This window comes from Microbulbifer weihaiensis (genome assembly GCF_048323715.1).
Classification (GTDB): Bacteria; Pseudomonadota; Gammaproteobacteria; order Pseudomonadales; family Cellvibrionaceae; genus Microbulbifer.
In genome coordinates this window covers 254,074-270,000 of sequence record NZ_JBLWFL010000007.1, presented here as the reverse complement: position 1 = coordinate 270,000, position 15,927 = coordinate 254,074, and the positions used below count along the sequence as shown (strand labels likewise).

The following is a 15,927-nucleotide window of genomic DNA, read 5'->3' as shown; positions in this document are numbered from 1 at the left end:
CCCCCCCCCCCCCCCCCCCCCCCCCCCCCCCCCCCCCCCCCCCCCCCCCCCCCCCCCCCCCCCCCCCCCCCCCCCCCGCCACCGTACCAGCTCCAAAGCAAAACCACTGAAGCACATACGAAAAAACCGCGCCATAAGCGCGGTTCTCGAACCCGGATGACTCAGTCAGCCAATCAGGCCTCCATCGCCACCCGGACTTTTTTCATGGCGTTCTTTTCAAGCTGGCGGATACGCTCAGCGGAAACACCGTATTTGTCAGCCAGTTCATGCAACGTGGCCTTGTTCTCGCTCAACCAGCGCGCCTCAATGATATCGCGGCTGCGCTCATCCAGCTTCTCCATGGCCACGGCCAGGTTGTTCACGCTGGTTTCCTGCCAGTTATCGTTCTCCAGCATGGTCGCAGGATCGTAACGGCGATCTTCCAGGTAGTGGGCCGGGGCCTGCCAGGCAGACTCGTCGTCGTCATCCACACCCGCGTCAAACGCGGCGTCGTGGGCGGCGAGACGGCCCTCCATTTCGTGCACGTGTGCCACGTCCACATTCAGTTCTTCAGCAACCCGCTTGGCCTCATCACTGGTCAGCCAGGCCAGCTTCTTCTTCTGGCCACGCAGATTGAAAAACAGCTTGCGCTGCGCCTTGGTGGTCGCGATTTTCACAATGCGCCAGTTGCGCAGGATAAATTCGTGAATCTCCGCCTTGATCCAGTGCACCGCAAAGGACACCAGGCGAACACCTTTCTCCGGGTTGAAGCGCTTCACCGCCTTCATCAGGCCCACATTACCTTCCTGGATCAGGTCGCCCTCATTCAGGCCATAGCCGGAATAGGACTTGGCAATATGTACGACAAAACGCAGGTGAGACATCACCAGCTGACGTGCTGCGTCGAGATCCTGGTGATAGTAGAGGTCTTCCGCCAGCTTCTTTTCTTCCTCAGCGGAAAGTACCTCGAAACCACTCACTGTCTGAATATAGGCATTCAGGTTTGCGCCCGGAGACAGCGTGTGGATCGGCTGTAAACTGGTTCCCATTCAGGTTTCTCCTCAAAACTCTTATTTGCCCCGCTCCGCAGTAAGCCTGCGGTCCGCGGCGGCGGCGCTGTCCCGGCCCTTACAAGGCGCCAAGACGCGCTAAGTTGGCCACAGTGTAGCACCCACAGAGGGAAATGGAACCCCGGCTGTGGATGGCCGGCAACCCTCGCCAGCCCTTGTTTTGCGGCGCTTTAGATGAGTTATCCACAGGGAAAGTTCCACGCCCCGGGGGGCCTTTACGAAGCTTTACAGACCCAGCGGTCAGCGCGGCTGAATTGCCGAAATATGGCGCGCCACTGCCAGCCAGGCACCACCCAGTCCGAGCGCGGCAGCGCCGCCTGCCAGCGTCGCCAGGTAAGTAAACCCGGGGCCCTGCAGCCGGAAACCGCTGCCGTAGAGGTTGGCCAGCCCACCGACAGGGCCCGCCAGCAGCCACACGCCAACACTCACCAGCAACCAGGCCACCAGCCCCCCGACAAGGCCGTAACACAGGCCGGTGTACAGAAATGGGCGGCGCACAAACGCATCGGTGGCGCCCACCAGCTTGACCACCAGAATCTCTTCACGACGGTTTTCGATATGCAGGCGGATACTGTTCACCACCACCAGCAGCACCCCCAACGCCAGCAAAAGTGCCAGCCCCAGGCTCATACGGCGTCCAAGTTCGGTCAATTGCGCCAGGCGCTGCACCCATGCCATATCCAATACCACGGAGTCGGTAAGGGCACTCTCGCGAAGTTTTGCCGCCAGCGTCTCCAGCGCCGCGCGGTCAGAGCCGGCCGGGCGTACCAGCAGTACCGATGGCAGAGGGTTGCTGTCCATGCCCACCAGGGCGTCACCCAGCCCCGAAGCCTGCTGGAATTCCGCCAGTGCCTGTTCCGGGGAGATGTAGGTGACTTCCGATACCAGGGCGTTGCCACGCAGCTCGTCGGCGAAGCTCTGCACGGCGGCCTCTTTGGCGCGCTTGTGCAGGAAGACCGAGATCTGCGGCTGTCCGTCCCAGCCCGCCACCGCGCGCTGAAAGTTGGTAAGCCCTAACTGCAGGGCCGCGGGCAGCGCAAGGGCAATGGCGATCACCAGCGCGGTCATGCCGCTGGACATGGGGGAAGCAAAGAAACGCCGCCAGGCCTCACGCCACATCTCGCGGTGGTGCCCCAGCCAGCTGTGCAGGCGGTCGCCGGTACCGGTACGGGCGGTAACCGCACCGGCCGCCCGGCGTTCGGCGGCTGGCTGCGCCGCCTGAGAGGAGTTAGGAATACGCTGGTTCACGGCTCGGGTATCCGTCATAGATCAGTTGCCCCGCCTGCAGGGTCAGCACACGTTGTTTCATTCGCGCAATCAGTTCCAGGTCGTGGCTGGCGATCAGCACGGTAACGCCCACGGCATTGAACTGGCGGAATAGCTGCATGATTTCTTCTGAGAGCTTGGGATCCAGGTTGCCGGTGGGTTCATCCGCCACCAGCAGCGCGGGCTTGTTGACGACTGCGCGGGCAATACCGACCCGCTGCTGCTCACCGCCGGACAGCACGATGGGATTCTGCTTTTCCTTGTGCAGCAGGCCAACCTTGTCGAGCGCGGCGCGCACCCTGCGGCCCACTTCGCGCTTGCTGCAACCCGCCACCGACAGGGGCAGGGCAACGTTGTCGAACACGCTGCGGTCGAACAGCAGCTGGTGATTCTGAAACACGATACCGAGATTGCGGCGGTAGTAGGGAATCTGGCTGTTGCGCAGGCGATTGAGGTTCTGGCCACCGACGATGATGCTGCCTCGGGTGGGCCGCTCAATCGCTGTCAGCAGTTTCAGCAGAGTGCTTTTACCGGCGCCGGAGTGACCGGTGAGAAACACCATCTCCGCGCGCTCAATCTCCAGGCTGACGCGCCCCAGCGCGTCCTGCCCGGACTCGTAGCGTTTATTGACGTTGTCGAATTGGATCATCGGCGCGCTTATTGTTGTTGTGGTCAGGTGTGCGCAGGGCCGGTCAGCTCTGTTCGCGATTGAACAGCGCGGCGACAAAATCTTTCGCCACAAACGGTTGCAGATCTTCGGCCTGCTCCCCGACACCGATAAAGCGTACCGGAATCCCCAGTCGCTGTGCCAGCGCGAAAATCACCCCGCCCTTGGCGGTGCCATCCAGCTTGGTCAGCACCAGGCCGCTTACACCGGCCGCATCGCGGAAGGTTTCGGCCTGAGACAGGGCGTTCTGGCCGGTGCCGGCATCCAGCACCAACAGCACTTCATGGGGGGCACTGTCATCGAGCTTACCCATTACCCGGCGCACTTTGGACAGCTCTTCCATCAGGTTGGACTTGTTGTGCAGGCGGCCGGCCGTATCGGCAATCACCACATCGACACCGCGGGACTTGGCCGACTGGATCGCATCAAAAATCACCGAGGCGCTGTCGGCACCGGTGTGCTGGGCAACCACCGGTACATTGTGGCGCTCGCCCCAAACCTGCAGCTGCTCCACCGCAGCGGCACGGAAGGTATCACCCGCGGCCAGCATCACCGACTTGCCCTCGTTCAGGTAGCGGTGCGCCAGCTTGCCGATGGTAGTGGTCTTGCCCACGCCGTTAACGCCAACCACGAGAATGACAAATGGCTTTTTACCCTGGTCGATCACCAGCGGCGCCTCGACGCTGTCCAGCAGGCCGGCAAGTTCCTCCTGCAGGGCGCTGTAAAGGGCCTCGCCGTTGGCGAGCTCGCGGCGGGACACCCGATCGGTGAGGCGATCGATGATTTCTGTGGTGGCTTCAACGCCCACATCCGCCATCAGCAGCTGGGTTTCCAGCTCTTCCAGCAGGTCTTCGTCAATTTCCTTGGCCCCCAGGAACAGGTTGCCCATGCCCTCGGCAAACTGGCTGCTGGTGCGGGAAAGACCGCGGCGAATGCGGGCAAAGAAGCCCTCCTTCTTGGGCTTCTCCTGCACCACCGGCTGCGGGGCAGGAACCTCCGCGGCGGGAGCGGACACTTCGGGGGCCGGCTCTGGCTCGGGCTCAGAAGCCGAATCGGCAGCGGATGCCAGTTCCGCGCCTGGATCGAAAGATGCCTCCGGCGCCTCCTCTACCGACAGGTGCTCGCTCGCCACATCTTCAGCCAGCGGGTGTCCGGGCACCGGGTGAGTCTCTTCCGCCGCGGCGTCGCCGCCTTCGGTAACTTCCGGGCTTTCAACCGGTTCGACGGCGGCATCGTCAGCCTTCGCCTTTTTCTTTTTGCGCAGGAAATCAAAAATCATCTTGGTGTGGAATCTTTGGCTGGTCTTCGCTGGCCGGCAGCGATGGAAAGGCGCTAATCTTAGCACCGCTGGCTGTTTCGCACACAGTCACCTCCACATGAATTTACCGCCCACAGGAATCCCCTTGGCCAGACCACCCAAGTCCAGAAAGCAAGCAGACCGCCAACCCGAGTCACAGCTGCGCATCATCGGCGGCCGCTGGCGCGGGCGCAAAATTGCCTTTGCCCCGATCACCGGATTGAGGCCCACGGGCGACCGCCTGCGGGAAACCCTGTTCAACTGGCTTCAGTTCCACCTGCCGGGCGCCCGCTGCCTGGATCTGTTTGCCGGTTCCGGGGCACTGGGCTTGGAAGCGCTGAGCCGCGGCGCTGCAGCGGTAGACTTCGTCGAGCTTGATCGCGGTGCCGCACAGACCCTGCGCGACCAGCTGAAAATGCTGGACGCCGACAACGGCATGGTGCACAACTGCCCTGCGCAGGTGTTTCTGGGCCACCCCGGGGAACCCTGCAGCGTGGTCTTCGTGGATCCACCCTTTGCCGCAAACCTGTGGGCGGAAACCCTGTCAGCACTGGAAAGTAGCGACCATCTGGCGCCGGGCGCCCTGATTTACGTGGAGTCGCCACGGGATCTGCCACTGGCAGTCCCCGACAGCTGGCAGCTGGAAAAGGAAAAACTGGCGGGGCAAGTGAAGATGCAGTTGTTCTCACGCAACCAGCCCGTATAACACGCGGCAGCTCGCGCTTTTTTGAGCCCCGCCGCTAAATTGTTTAAGATGCGCGTCCCTTCAAGCCGGCAAGGCGATTTGCCCTATGAAAAAAGTGGTTTACCCCGGAACTTTCGACCCCATTACCAATGGTCATATGGACCTTGTGGAACGGGCCTGCCGACTTTTTGACCATGTGGTGGTCGCGGTCGCCGCCAGCACCCGGAAAAATCCGCTGTTTACCCTGGAAGAACGGGTAGAGCTGGCTCAGCAGGAGCTGTCACACCTCGACAACATCGAGGTCATCGGCTTCGACATCCTGCTCGCCGACCTGGTGCGCCAGCTGGACGCCTACGGCGTTGTGCGGGGACTGCGAGCGGTCTCCGACTTCGAGTACGAATTCCAGCTTGCCAATATGAACCGCCAGCTGGCCCCGCAGATGGAAAGCCTGTTCCTGACTCCGGCAGAACATCTCTCCTACATCTCATCCTCACTGGTGCGCGAGATTGCGTCCCTCGGCGGCGACGTCACCAAGTTCGTACCCCCGGGGGTGCAGAAGGCGCTGCAGGAGAAGTACAGCCGCCAGACCCCCTGACGCCGATTCCTGCCAGCCCGCGCAGGTCTGATACACTCGGGCGATCCCAGTCACAGCCATCGGATCGCCCGTGTACAGAAACCTCCTTTTCTCCATCGCCGCCTGCCTTTCCGCTTCTGTCTGCGCATTTTCACCCCAGGGAGAGGTACAGCCGGAAATTGCCACCGGCCGCACGGAAATCAAATCCGCCACTGCCGACAAATTTATGGCGGTCACCGCCAACCCCCACGCGTCCGCCGCCGCTGAGCAAATACTGGCTCGCGGAGGCAGCGCCGTGGACGCGGCGATTGCCGCCCAGCTGGTGCTGAGCCTGGTAGAGCCCCAGTCCTCGGGCATCGGCGGCGGCGCCTTCATGCTGAGCTACCGCGCCGACCAGAAAAAGCTGTATTCCTATGACGGTCGCGAAACCGCACCGCTGGCGGTTGACGAGAACTATTTCATGCGCGATGGCAAGCCGCGCGGGTTTCTCGACGCCGTCATTGGTGGTTACTCTGTGGGTGTCCCCGGCGTGATGCGCATGCTGGAACTGGCCCACCAGCGCGATGGCAAGCTGCCATGGAAAGACCTGTTCCAGCCCGCTATCGCACTCGCTGAGGAGGGCTTCGCCATCTCGCCGCGCCTTTACCAGCTGGCCGCACAGCTGCCGCGGGTCGCGGCGCGCCCGGCCATCAGTGCCTACCTGTTTGGCGAGGACGGCAAACCATTACCGGTGGGGCATATCCTGAAGAACCCGGACTATGCGCAGACGCTGCGACAGCTGGCAGGGGAGGGCGCCAGGCCGTTCTACGAAGGCGACATTGCGGCGGCGATCGTCGCAGCCGTGACAGGCGATCCGGAAAACCCGGGCGTGATGACTCGCGAGGATCTCGCCAGCTATACGGCAAAAGTCCGCGAACCGGTGTGCGGAGACTTCCTGCAGTACCGCTGGTGCGGGGCGCCACCACCATCTTCCGGCGGCACTACGGTCGGCGCCATGCTGGGTATGCTGCAGCACTTCCCACTGCAAAAATATGAAGTGGGCAGCGCCGAGCTTACTCACCTGTTTGTGGAGGCATCGGAGCTGGCCTTTGCCGACCGCAATACCTATTCCGCCGACCCGGACTTCGTCTCCGTGCCCACCACCGCCATGGTGGCTCCGGACTACCTCGCCCAGCGGGCCGAACTCATCAATCCACGCCGCGCCCAGCCTGCGGTTGCCGGGAATCCGCTTGGTTTTGCCGAACAGCGCCGCACCGCAAAATCCCCAGAATTACCGAACACCAGCCACCTGTCGATCGTGGATCAATACGGCAATGGCGTGAGTATGACGACCAGTATAGAAACCGGCTTTGGTTCGCGCCTGCTGGTGAAGGGCTTCCTGCTGAACAATCAACTCACCGATTTTTCTTTCACCCCCGTCAACGCGGATAAACAACTGGTGGCCAACCGGATTCAGCCGGGCAAGCGCCCGCGCTCGTCGATGTCACCGACGATCGTCTTCAACAAAGACGGCAGCCTGCGCCTGCTGGTGGGCTCACCCGGCGGTTCGCGCATCATCGATTACACGGCACGCACCACTCTTTACCACCTGGCCAAAGGCATGCCCATCGCCGACGCCATTCACGCAGGGAACATCGGTGCCATCGGCCACCAGGTCGAAGTAGAACCAGATACCCTTTCAGAGGCGGAATACGGAAAACTCGAGGCCATGGGGCATCGGGTGGTGCGCAAGGAGCTGAATAGCGGCATTCACGCCATCGCGGTAATGGATGGCGCGCTACATGGCGGTGCCGATACACGGCGTGAGGGTAGTGCGGTGGGGCGCTGACAGAATTCCGGAAAAGTGCGGTGGCGAGTTTCAATCCCGGGCAATTTGGCTCCGCCGATCCGTAGCGTTGATTGACTGGCTAACTCGGAGAATATCCACTACACCGGAGAAAGAGCCCAACCCAGCGCCCTTAACAATCGTTTTCGAGCTCCATCAAAATCAGGCTGGCGCTTCGCGTTTTTAAAAATCTACACGCTGGTGCAGCGAAGCAAGATACAGAGAGTAAATGCGCAGGCTTTTAAATTTGGGCTGAAATGGACGCTTCAATTAGCAATAAGTGCGCGAAGTTCAGCACTATTACTCAGAGAAAAACAACGTAGCAAATGGGGGTCTATGTTATTTTTTGATGCCAGCGCTGGGCTATAGTCTTTTATGAAGATCGACACTGCTTGAAATTTTTCCGCAGGTAAATCACTTTTTTCCACCATACCACCAGTGATCGCCCGGATATCCTTGGTATCGTACCCCTTTTCATCAAAATACCAGAACAAACAATTCGCCTGCGCAAACTCGTAAAGCTCTTTTTGCTTATCTGTAGCAGTCGCACATGAGCTCAACAAAAAAAAGGCGAGAAGCAATAGTCGAAATCTACTCACTGAAGTGTCTCCCAGAATAAGATTTGGTTGGACTTATTCCCATAATCGCTCCCTACACTAGTTTCCCCATCCCACAGATCGGCATGGCCAGTTGCATCGGACCACCCCGAAACCACATAAACAATAATGCCTCTCTTGCCCCTTAATTGGTTCCGGTATGAGTCGACCGGGATAATTTTTGGCCTCCCATACACTTCACCCAAATACTGTGCCATTACTTTAACGCGATAGATATACCAATACTTTTTTCCTCCAGAAGACACCTGAACAACTTCATTTCCACTGCCGTCTTTCGTTTTGTAAAAAGGGATCCTATGTTGATCTCCAGAAAAATTGAGAGCTCTAGAGATTCTTGTCGCACATGCGTTGCTAAAAACACCTATGTCGTAATTCAATTTGACCTTCCCGCCAATTTCTGTAAAGACCTCGGCAGCGGGCTTATTCGGGAAGTTGCGCAGAAGTGCCGCCCAGGCAGGCAAATTTTTCATATTTCTTCCATGAAATAAATTGATTCACAGAAGATACCACCTAGCAGGTTTTCAGGTCTCTTGACACCGGTACCACTTTCGCACTGTTGACGCCCGATCCATCCTGCGCCCGTATATCAAGAGATTCGACTTAATACAGCCTCTTTTCGCCAATTTTTTGATAGGTTCATCCCACAAAAATTGAATCCAATTCAGTAATGCTGAGATGTGCGCTAGCAGCAAATTGACCAAGGGTTGGATATCAAGCTATCCAACAGCATCCGATGTCATTCTGCCCTCACTCCTACCTTTCTCCCCTTGTCGCATCATTAAAAGGGCGGAGCCAAGCTCTAGCAGTTAGCGCTGACAGCGGGGGCAGAAGAAGGTGTTGCGCTGGCCGATGATTTGCTCGCGAATAGTCCCGGGGCAGCGGGGGCAGGGCTGGCCGGCACGTCCATAAGCGTTGAGCTGCTGGGCAAAATAGCCGGGCTTGCCGTCGCCACCGACGAAATCTTTCAGCGTCGTACCACCCTGCTGTATTGCTGCGGCGAGAACAGTTTTGATGGCATCCACTAACCGCTCGTAGCGCGGACGGGTGATCTTGCCTGCGGGTGTCTGCGGGCGGATGCCTGCCATAAACAGCGCTTCGCTCGCATAGATATTGCCGACACCCACGACGATGCGGCCATCCATGATGAAGCTTTTCACCGGGGCCTTGCGGCCGCGAGAAGCGCTGAACAGATAGTCGGCGTAGAAGTCGTCGCTCAGGGGCTCGGGGCCGAGGTGGGCAATAAGTTCATGTTCTGCCGGGTCTTTGGTTGTCCAGAGCAGGGCGCCAAAGCGTCGCGGGTCGTGGAAACGCAGACGCTGGCCGCTGTCGAGCAGCCAGTCGATATGATCGTGCTTCTGCGGGGGCAGGCTCGCATCCACCATGCGCAGGCTTCCCGACATCCCCAGATGCCAGATGGCCACTCCCTTATCCGTCTGCACCAGCAGATACTTGGCACGACGATCCAGGCGCAGGATGCGCGCGCCACAAATCTTCTCGGCAAAGTCGGCGTCCACCGGCCAGCGCAGGCTGTGCTGGCGGATTTCGCACAGTTTTACTTTGCGGCCTTCCAGGTGGGGGGCGAGGCCACGCTTGGTGGTTTCTACTTCTGGTAATTCAGGCATGCTCTGACTTCCGGGTAGCCACTGGATACTTCTGTGGCGGCCGCACTACCGCTAAACAATTGCGAAACCCGCCGTAAGTCTATCCATGGGGGCTCGACCGTCATTCTGAACTCTGACACTTCGAACAGACACAAAAAAGCCCGGATAACCGGGCTTTTTCGCGAACCAGCAAGGCAATCAATTACTTGATTTTGCCTTCCTTGTACATAACGTGCTTGCGAGCAACGGGATCGTACTTTTTGATCTCCATTTTCTCAGGCATGTTGCGCTTGTTCTTGTCAGTGGTGTAGAAGTGGCCGGTACCGGCGCTGGAATTCAGGCGAATCTTGTCACGCATTGTTCTATCTCCAATCTGCTCTTAAAGCAGCTATTAAACTTTCTCGCCGCGCTTGCGCAGCTCAGCCAGAACGGTATCGATACCTTTCTTATCGATAATACGCATACCTTTAGTAGAAATGCGCAGCTTAACGAAGCGCTTCTCTGCTTCCACCCAGAATCGGTGGGACTGCAGGTTCGGCACGAAGCGACGCTTGGTGCGGTTTTTGGCGTGAGAAACGTTGTTTCCGGTTACCGGGCGCTTACCGGTTACCTGACATACCTTGGACATCTGATTGGCCTCTTAAAAACTCTCGTGCCCTCTGCTCTGGGGCGGGGCAGGACTAAATTCGGTATCCAGCGCGACCGCGGGATCTGTACAGAATCTGGCCCGGCCGCAAAGAGCGGCGTTTTATACCAGAACACCCTATGCGGGGCAAGTTTTGATCAATCTTTTTACTGTCTGGTCGGCCACTTTTGGTCGATTCAAAGAAGCCTTCCGCCTCTGGCCCCAAGGTATGCGCTTTGATACGAAGGCACCAATCAAATCAGGCCCCGCTCGGCAAACGAGTACCCAGCCCCCTCACCAACGATCAAATGATCCAGTACCCGAATATCCACCAGCGCCAGCGCGTCCTTCAACCGCTCGGTGATATGGATATCCGCCTGACTGGGCTCGCTGACCCCGGAAGGGTGATTGTGCGCAAGGATGACCGCAGCAGCGCCACGGGTCAGCGCTGCCTGCACCACCTCACGGGGATACACACTTGCAGCATTCAGGGTGCCCTCAAACAACTCCTCAAAAGCGATCACCCGGTGCTGGCTGTCCAGAAACAAACAGCAGAACACTTCCCTGGTGCGGTGTCGCAACTGCGCGGACAGGTAGTCACGCACGGCCTGCGGGCTGGTCAGCGCATCGGTACGCTGTAAGTGCTCCGCCAGATGCCGGCGCCCCATCTCCAGCACGGCCTGCAACTGGACAAACTTGGCGTCGCCCAGCCCCTTGCCTGCGCAGAAAGCCTTGCGATCCGCTTCCAGCAGCGATCTCAGGCCACCAAAGTCCGTTAGGAGCTGGCGCGCCAAATCCACTGCAGAGACCCCGCGCAGCCCGGTGCGCAAAAAGATCGCCAGCAACTCCGCATCGGATAAATTACCCGCACCCTTCGCCAGCAACTTCTCCCGCGGACGCTCCTCCGGCGGCCAATCAGTAATCGCCATGTTTCCTCCCTGAATAAGTGAATACTCGCTTTCCATGCGAGATGCGTCAGACATATTGCCCGCCGCCCTAAAGTGGTAACCTTACCGGCTACGCCTTTGTAGAGTTTCACAAATATTTAGAGTTACGGAAACGCAAAATATGTCCTCCCTGGCCGACAAACGGATATTGCTGGGCGTCTCAGGCGGTATCGCCGCCTACAAAAGCGCCGACCTGGTACGAAGGCTCCAGGATCGCGGCGCCAACGTGCGCGTGGTCATGACTGCCGGGGCTCAGGAGTTCGTGCGGCCACTCACCTTCCAGGCACTTTCTGGCAACCCCGTGCATACCGACCTGCTGGATCCTGCCGCCGAAGCCGCAATGGGGCATATTGAGCTCGCCAAGTGGGCCGACTTCATTCTGGTCGCGCCGGCCAGTGCCAGCGTCATGGCGCGGCTTGCCGCCGGCATGGCCGATGACCTGCTGTCCACCCTGTGCCTCGCATCCGAGGCGCCACTGGTTCTGGCCCCGGCAATGAATCAGGCCATGTGGCGCCACCCAGCGACCCAGGCCAATGCGCGCACCTTACAAGCTCGTGGCGCAACCCTGCTCGGCCCGGCCGCCGGCAGCCAGGCCTGTGGCGACGTGGGCCCCGGGCGCATGCTGGAGCCTCTCGACATCGTCGACCAGCTCATTGCCACGCAGCTGCCGGCGCAGGTGTTAGCCGGAAAAAAGGTAGCCATTACCGCGGGCCCGACACGCGAAGCGCTGGATCCGGTGCGCTACCTCAGCAATCACAGCTCCGGCAAAATGGGATTTGCCATCGCCAGCGCCGCCGCGCGCGCCGGTGCCGAGGTCACCCTGATTGCCGGCCCGGTGAGACTCGACACGCCCGCCGGGGTACACCGCGTGGATGTTGTCAGCACCACGGAAATGCTGGCTGCCGCAGAGAAGGCCGCGGACAGTTGCGACATTTTCATCTCTGCAGCAGCGGTAGTGGACTTCCGCCCGGCCGTCGTGGCTGAACAGAAAATAAAAAAGCAAGACGGCAACGACGCCGATGTATTAAAGCTGGTAAAAAACCCGGATATCGTCGCCACCATTGCGGCACGCACGCACAAGCGGCCGTTTGTCGTCGGCTTTGCAGCGGAAACTGAGAACGTGATCGCACACGCACAGGGCAAACTTGCACGGAAGCAACTGGACATGATTGTCGCCAATGATGTCAGCGACCCGGAAGGTGGATTCAACAGTGACCGCAACCAGGTCGTCGTCATTGACCACAGTGGGCAGCAACCACTACCGGCAGGCCTGAAAACCGAACTCGCCGCACAGCTGATCGAGATGATCGCCAAACAGGCATTCACGTCGCACTGATACCGCGGTAGAAACACAATAATTACAAATACAACAGCACCCAAGTTATCGCTTAATACATATTGGTCTGGGTAGATTTCGTGGCAACACAAACACAAACAGAAAAAAAACCGCTGATTAACAGCGGCATGGTTCTGCCAGCCCTGCTGGCTGCAGCAGTTTGGCTTGGGGGTAGCTACCTGCTGTTCACCAATGTCATTGCCGGGCGCAATGCGGCCAGCGTCCAAGCCGCCAGCCAGCAGGTGGCCGACAAGATGGCGCTCCAGCTGCAGCCCTTTTTCGCCACACAGCGGCAGACACTGGACAAACTTCCCTCCGCGCCCGGCGCCTCCACAACAAGCCGCAGCAGCAGCGTCTTGCCGCAGGCATCCGTGCAACTGTTCACGCCGGCAGAGCTCAATGTAGGCACCGGCCAGCCTCCGCTGAGCTTTGCGCTGGTCGACCTGCTGAAGCGCAGCCTGGAGGGCCAGTCACCGCAGCCGGAGTTTCTGCAGGGCAGCGACAAGCAGTGGCACCTGTACCACGCCATTGCCAAGAACGGCGGAGCCCTGCTTGTTCAGCAGCCATTTGCAGTGTTCACCCAGCAAATCGACGGACTCGACCAAAGTGCCGGCACGGTGATCATCAGCCAGCAATTTGCCGACGGCCCGGCTCGCACCCTGTGGAGCTCCGCCGCACAGGCTTCCGCCGGCGGTGCGGCGACCGCGCCGGTTCCGGGCAGCTACCTGAAGATATCCGTAACCCCCTCCACAGCGTTTGCTGAGCAACATAGCATTCCGGCCAGCTGGCTCTATATGTTGGCCGCGCTCGGCCTGCTGGGCACTCTTTATGCCCTGTGGCGCCATGCCCCCGGGGATACCCCGGCCCCGTGGGAGAGGGCGGCGCAGCGGAGCAGCAAAGCCAAGGACAAGCTGCGCAGAGAAGATCTGGAAGCCGATACCATTGCCGAGCAAACTGCGGCAGCATCGGCGCTGCCTCAAAAAGCTGCTGCCGCGCCGCAGGCGGAAGAGCGCGCAGCCAGTCGCAATACGGTGATGCGAACCCCCAGCACGGAGTTTCCGCGTCATGTGTTTCGCGCCTACGACATTCGCGGTATCGCCGGCGAAGAAATCAATGAGCCTTTCGCTTATCAATTGGGTCGTGCGTTGGGCACCCTGGCATTGCAGTCCGGGGAGGAAATCCTTCTGGTGGGACGCGACGGTCGCAACAGCAGTGAGCTGCTGCGCGACTGCCTGATCGAAGGCATTTTGGAAAGCGGCTGTAACGCGGTGGATCTGGGACTGGTGCCATCGCCGGTGCTGTATTTCGCCTGCACCAAAGCCAAAAACACCAGCAGCGGCGTAATGGTAACCGCGAGCCACAATCCGGCAGATTACAACGGTTTCAAAATGGTACTTGGCGGCCGCCCACTCGCCGAGGAAAAACTGGCTGACGTTTACGACCTGATGAAGTCCGGCGAGTTTGCCACCGGTCAGGGCAGCCACCACCAGCAGGATGTCAGCGAAGCGTACATCGACGAGATCTTCAACGACGTAGCGCTTGCCGGCCAGCCGCAAATTGTCATCGACGCCGGCAACGGCGCAACTTCTGAACTGGCACCAGAACTGTTCGAGCAACTCGGCTGCGCCGTGGAACCCCTCTACTGCGAAGTGGACGGCAACTTCCCCAACCATGCCCCGGATCCGTCTCGCCCGGAAAACCTGCAGGATCTTATTGATGCGGTCAAAAAGGCCGGTGCCGATCTGGGTGTCGCACTTGACGGTGACGGCGACCGCGTGACCCTGATTACCAGTAGTGGCCGTATCATCTGGGCAGATCAGTTGGTCATGTTGCTCGCGCGGGACATTCTCGCCCGCAACCCGGGTGCGGATATCGTGTTTGACGTGAAGAGCTCTCGCGCCCTGGGCAACCTGGTAACCCAGTATGGCGGCCGCCCGATCATGTGGAAAACCGGCCATGCGCCGATGAAAACGAAAATGCTCGAAACCGGCGCGCTACTGGGTGGCGAGCTCTCCGGGCATATTTTCATCAAGGATCGCTGGTACGGCTTTGACGATGGCGCCTACGCCGCGGCCCGTATACTCGAAATCATGGCCCTGCGTGAGCAGTCACTCGACGAACTGATCGACTCACTGCCACATATGGTCAACACCCCGGAAATCCTGCTGCCGGTGCCCGAGAGTGAAAAGTTCGCGCTCATCGACCGGTTGCGCAAAGAGGGGAGATTCGAGCAGGCGGATCTCAACACCATCGATGGGCTGCGCATAGAATTTGCCGATGGCTGGGGCCTGGTACGGGCGTCCAATACCACCGCGGCCCTGACCTTGCGCTTTGAAGCCGACAACGAACCGGCCCTGGAACGCATCCGCCAGCTGGTCGCCGACCAGCTCCACAAACTCGATCCGTCCCTGGTAATTCCGGGCTGATCAAACTACCCCAGCAGTAAGACCCGAGCGGTAAGGAATACGCTATGTCCCTGGATCAGAAATCCGCCCTGCGCGTGGCGCAGGTTCTCAACGAAGCGCTGCCCTATATCCAGCGCTTCATCGGCAAGACCGTTGTGGTGAAGTTTGGCGGCAACGCCATGGTGGACGAAGAGCTGCAAAACAGCTTCGCCCGCGACGTGATCCTGATGAAGCTCGTAGGCATGAACCCGGTCGTGGTGCACGGCGGCGGGCCGCAGATCGGCGAGCTGCTGAACAAGCTCAGTATCGAGTCGCGCTTTGTGGACGGCATGCGGGTCACCGACAGCGAAACCATGGATGTGGTGGAAATGGTTCTCGGCGGTACCGTCAACAAACAGATCGTCAACCTGATCAACAAGAATGGCGGCCGCGCTGTGGGCGTAACCGGCAAGGACGGCCTGCTGATACGTGCGAAAAAACTGCGTCGCAAAGAGGAAACCGCTGGCCTGCACGCCTCTGAGATCATCGATATCGGCCACGTTGGCGAGGTTGAAAGCGTCGACACCGGCGTAATCGACATGCTGATTAACAGCGATTTTATCCCGGTCATCGCGCCTATCGGGGTGGGTGAGCACGGCGAGTCCTACAACATCAATGCCGACCTGGTCGCGGGCAAGATCGCCGAGTACCTGAAGGCGGAAAAACTGATGTTACTCACCAATGTGGCTGGGCTGCAGGATAAAAACGGCGAGGTGCTGACTGGTCTTTCCACCCTGGAAGTGGACGGCCTGATCGCCGACGGCACCATTTACGGCGGTATGTTGCCGAAAATTGCCTGCGCGCTGGATGCCGTAAAAGCCGGCGTCACTTCCGCACATATTATCGACGGCCGTGTACCCCATGCGGTGCTACTGGAGATCTTCACGGACACCGGCGTTGGAACCCTGATCACCAATAGCGCTCTCAATCGCGCGTGAAATCTGTCACATTAACGGTGTTAACAGGCACTAACAATTGATGGGGCGGCGGCGAA

16 protein-coding genes are annotated in these 15,927 nt (G+C 59.5%); 6 read left to right on the top strand and 10 right to left on the bottom strand.

The genetic code is table 11. From position 1 onward, the window contains the following. Positions 1-173: 173 nt before the first annotated feature. From rpoH to ftsY, 4 genes are all read right to left on the bottom strand, one after another. Positions 174-1,028: an RNA polymerase sigma factor RpoH gene (gene rpoH / locus ACNKU7_RS11375; protein WP_418297101.1), complete on the bottom strand. Its 855-nt coding sequence runs from the start codon at positions 1,026-1,028 to the stop codon at positions 174-176. Between the two features lie 261 nt (positions 1,029-1,289). Next, on the bottom strand, positions 1,290-2,315 hold the full coding sequence (gene ftsX / locus ACNKU7_RS11370; protein WP_418297100.1) for a permease-like cell division protein FtsX: 1,026 nt from the start codon (positions 2,313-2,315) through the stop codon (positions 1,290-1,292). Continuing rightward, positions 2,278-2,964: a cell division ATP-binding protein FtsE gene (ftsE, locus tag ACNKU7_RS11365; RefSeq protein WP_418297099.1), complete on the bottom strand. Its 687-nt coding sequence runs from the start codon at positions 2,962-2,964 to the stop codon at positions 2,278-2,280. The genes ftsX and ftsE overlap by 38 nt, the downstream gene beginning before the upstream one ends. A gap of 43 nt (positions 2,965-3,007) precedes the next feature. Next, a complete protein-coding gene (gene ftsY, locus ACNKU7_RS11360) occupies positions 3,008-4,261 on the bottom strand; it encodes a signal recognition particle-docking protein FtsY (protein WP_418297098.1) in 1,254 nt (417 codons plus the stop codon). Positions 4,262-4,385: 124 nt separating this feature from the next. On the opposite strand from ftsY, the gene rsmD reads away from it, so the two are divergent. The 3 genes from rsmD to ggt all read left to right on the top strand — a co-directional run bounded on the left by rsmD (position 4,386) and on the right by ggt (position 7,366). Continuing rightward, the gene (rsmD, locus tag ACNKU7_RS11355; RefSeq protein ID WP_418297097.1) at positions 4,386-4,985 is read left to right on the top strand and encodes a 16S rRNA (guanine(966)-N(2))-methyltransferase RsmD; all 600 of its coding nucleotides are present in this window, start codon (positions 4,386-4,388) and stop codon (positions 4,983-4,985) included. 85 nt (positions 4,986-5,070) lie between these two features. Beyond that, positions 5,071-5,559 carry a pantetheine-phosphate adenylyltransferase gene (gene coaD / locus ACNKU7_RS11350; protein WP_418297096.1) on the top strand — a complete coding sequence of 163 codons (489 nt, stop codon included), beginning with the start codon at positions 5,071-5,073 and terminating at the stop codon, positions 5,557-5,559. Between the two features lie 70 nt (positions 5,560-5,629). Continuing rightward, a complete protein-coding gene (gene ggt, locus ACNKU7_RS11345) occupies positions 5,630-7,366 on the top strand; it encodes a gamma-glutamyltransferase (protein WP_418297095.1) in 1,737 nt (578 codons plus the stop codon). A gap of 263 nt (positions 7,367-7,629) precedes the next feature. Here ggt and ACNKU7_RS11340 read toward each other — a convergent pair whose 3' ends face one another. From ACNKU7_RS11340 to radC, 6 genes are all read right to left on the bottom strand, one after another. After that, positions 7,630-7,962 carry a hypothetical protein gene (locus ACNKU7_RS11340; protein ID WP_418297094.1) on the bottom strand — a complete coding sequence of 111 codons (333 nt, stop codon included), beginning with the start codon at positions 7,960-7,962 and terminating at the stop codon, positions 7,630-7,632. Beyond that, the gene (locus tag ACNKU7_RS11335) at positions 7,959-8,450 is read right to left on the bottom strand and encodes a type VI secretion system amidase effector protein Tae4 (protein WP_418297093.1); all 492 of its coding nucleotides are present in this window, start codon (positions 8,448-8,450) and stop codon (positions 7,959-7,961) included. Before ACNKU7_RS11335 ends, ACNKU7_RS11340 begins: the two co-directional genes overlap by 4 nt. 336 nt (positions 8,451-8,786) lie before the next feature. Further along, positions 8,787-9,602 (bottom strand): bifunctional DNA-formamidopyrimidine glycosylase/DNA-(apurinic or apyrimidinic site) lyase, encoded by an 816-nt coding sequence (gene mutM / locus ACNKU7_RS11330; RefSeq protein ID WP_418297092.1) that lies wholly within the window; start codon positions 9,600-9,602, stop codon positions 8,787-8,789. A 181-nt stretch (positions 9,603-9,783) separates the two neighbouring features. Further along, positions 9,784-9,939, bottom strand: coding sequence for a 50S ribosomal protein L33 (gene rpmG / locus ACNKU7_RS11325; protein ID WP_043319942.1), 156 nt, complete (start codon positions 9,937-9,939; stop codon positions 9,784-9,786). A 33-nt stretch (positions 9,940-9,972) separates the two neighbouring features. Beyond that, positions 9,973-10,209: a 50S ribosomal protein L28 gene (rpmB, locus tag ACNKU7_RS11320; RefSeq protein WP_160151975.1), complete on the bottom strand. Its 237-nt coding sequence runs from the start codon at positions 10,207-10,209 to the stop codon at positions 9,973-9,975. 251 nt (positions 10,210-10,460) lie between these two features. Further along, entirely contained in the window at positions 10,461-11,135 is a 675-nt protein-coding gene (gene radC, locus ACNKU7_RS11315) for a RadC family protein (protein ID WP_418297091.1), read from the bottom strand. A gap of 139 nt (positions 11,136-11,274) precedes the next feature. On the opposite strand from radC, the gene coaBC reads away from it, so the two are divergent. The 3 genes from coaBC (at position 11,275) to argB (ending at position 15,871) form a co-directional block, all read left to right on the top strand. Next, a complete protein-coding gene (gene coaBC / locus ACNKU7_RS11310; RefSeq protein WP_418297090.1) occupies positions 11,275-12,489 on the top strand; it encodes a bifunctional phosphopantothenoylcysteine decarboxylase/phosphopantothenate--cysteine ligase CoaBC in 1,215 nt (404 codons plus the stop codon). Positions 12,490-12,569: 80 nt separating this feature from the next. Further along, positions 12,570-14,915 carry a phosphomannomutase/phosphoglucomutase gene (locus ACNKU7_RS11305; RefSeq protein WP_418297089.1) on the top strand — a complete coding sequence of 782 codons (2,346 nt, stop codon included), beginning with the start codon at positions 12,570-12,572 and terminating at the stop codon, positions 14,913-14,915. A 44-nt stretch (positions 14,916-14,959) separates the two neighbouring features. Then, positions 14,960-15,871 carry an acetylglutamate kinase gene (gene argB / locus ACNKU7_RS11300; RefSeq protein ID WP_418297088.1) on the top strand — a complete coding sequence of 304 codons (912 nt, stop codon included), beginning with the start codon at positions 14,960-14,962 and terminating at the stop codon, positions 15,869-15,871. Positions 15,872-15,927: the final 56 nt, after the last annotated feature.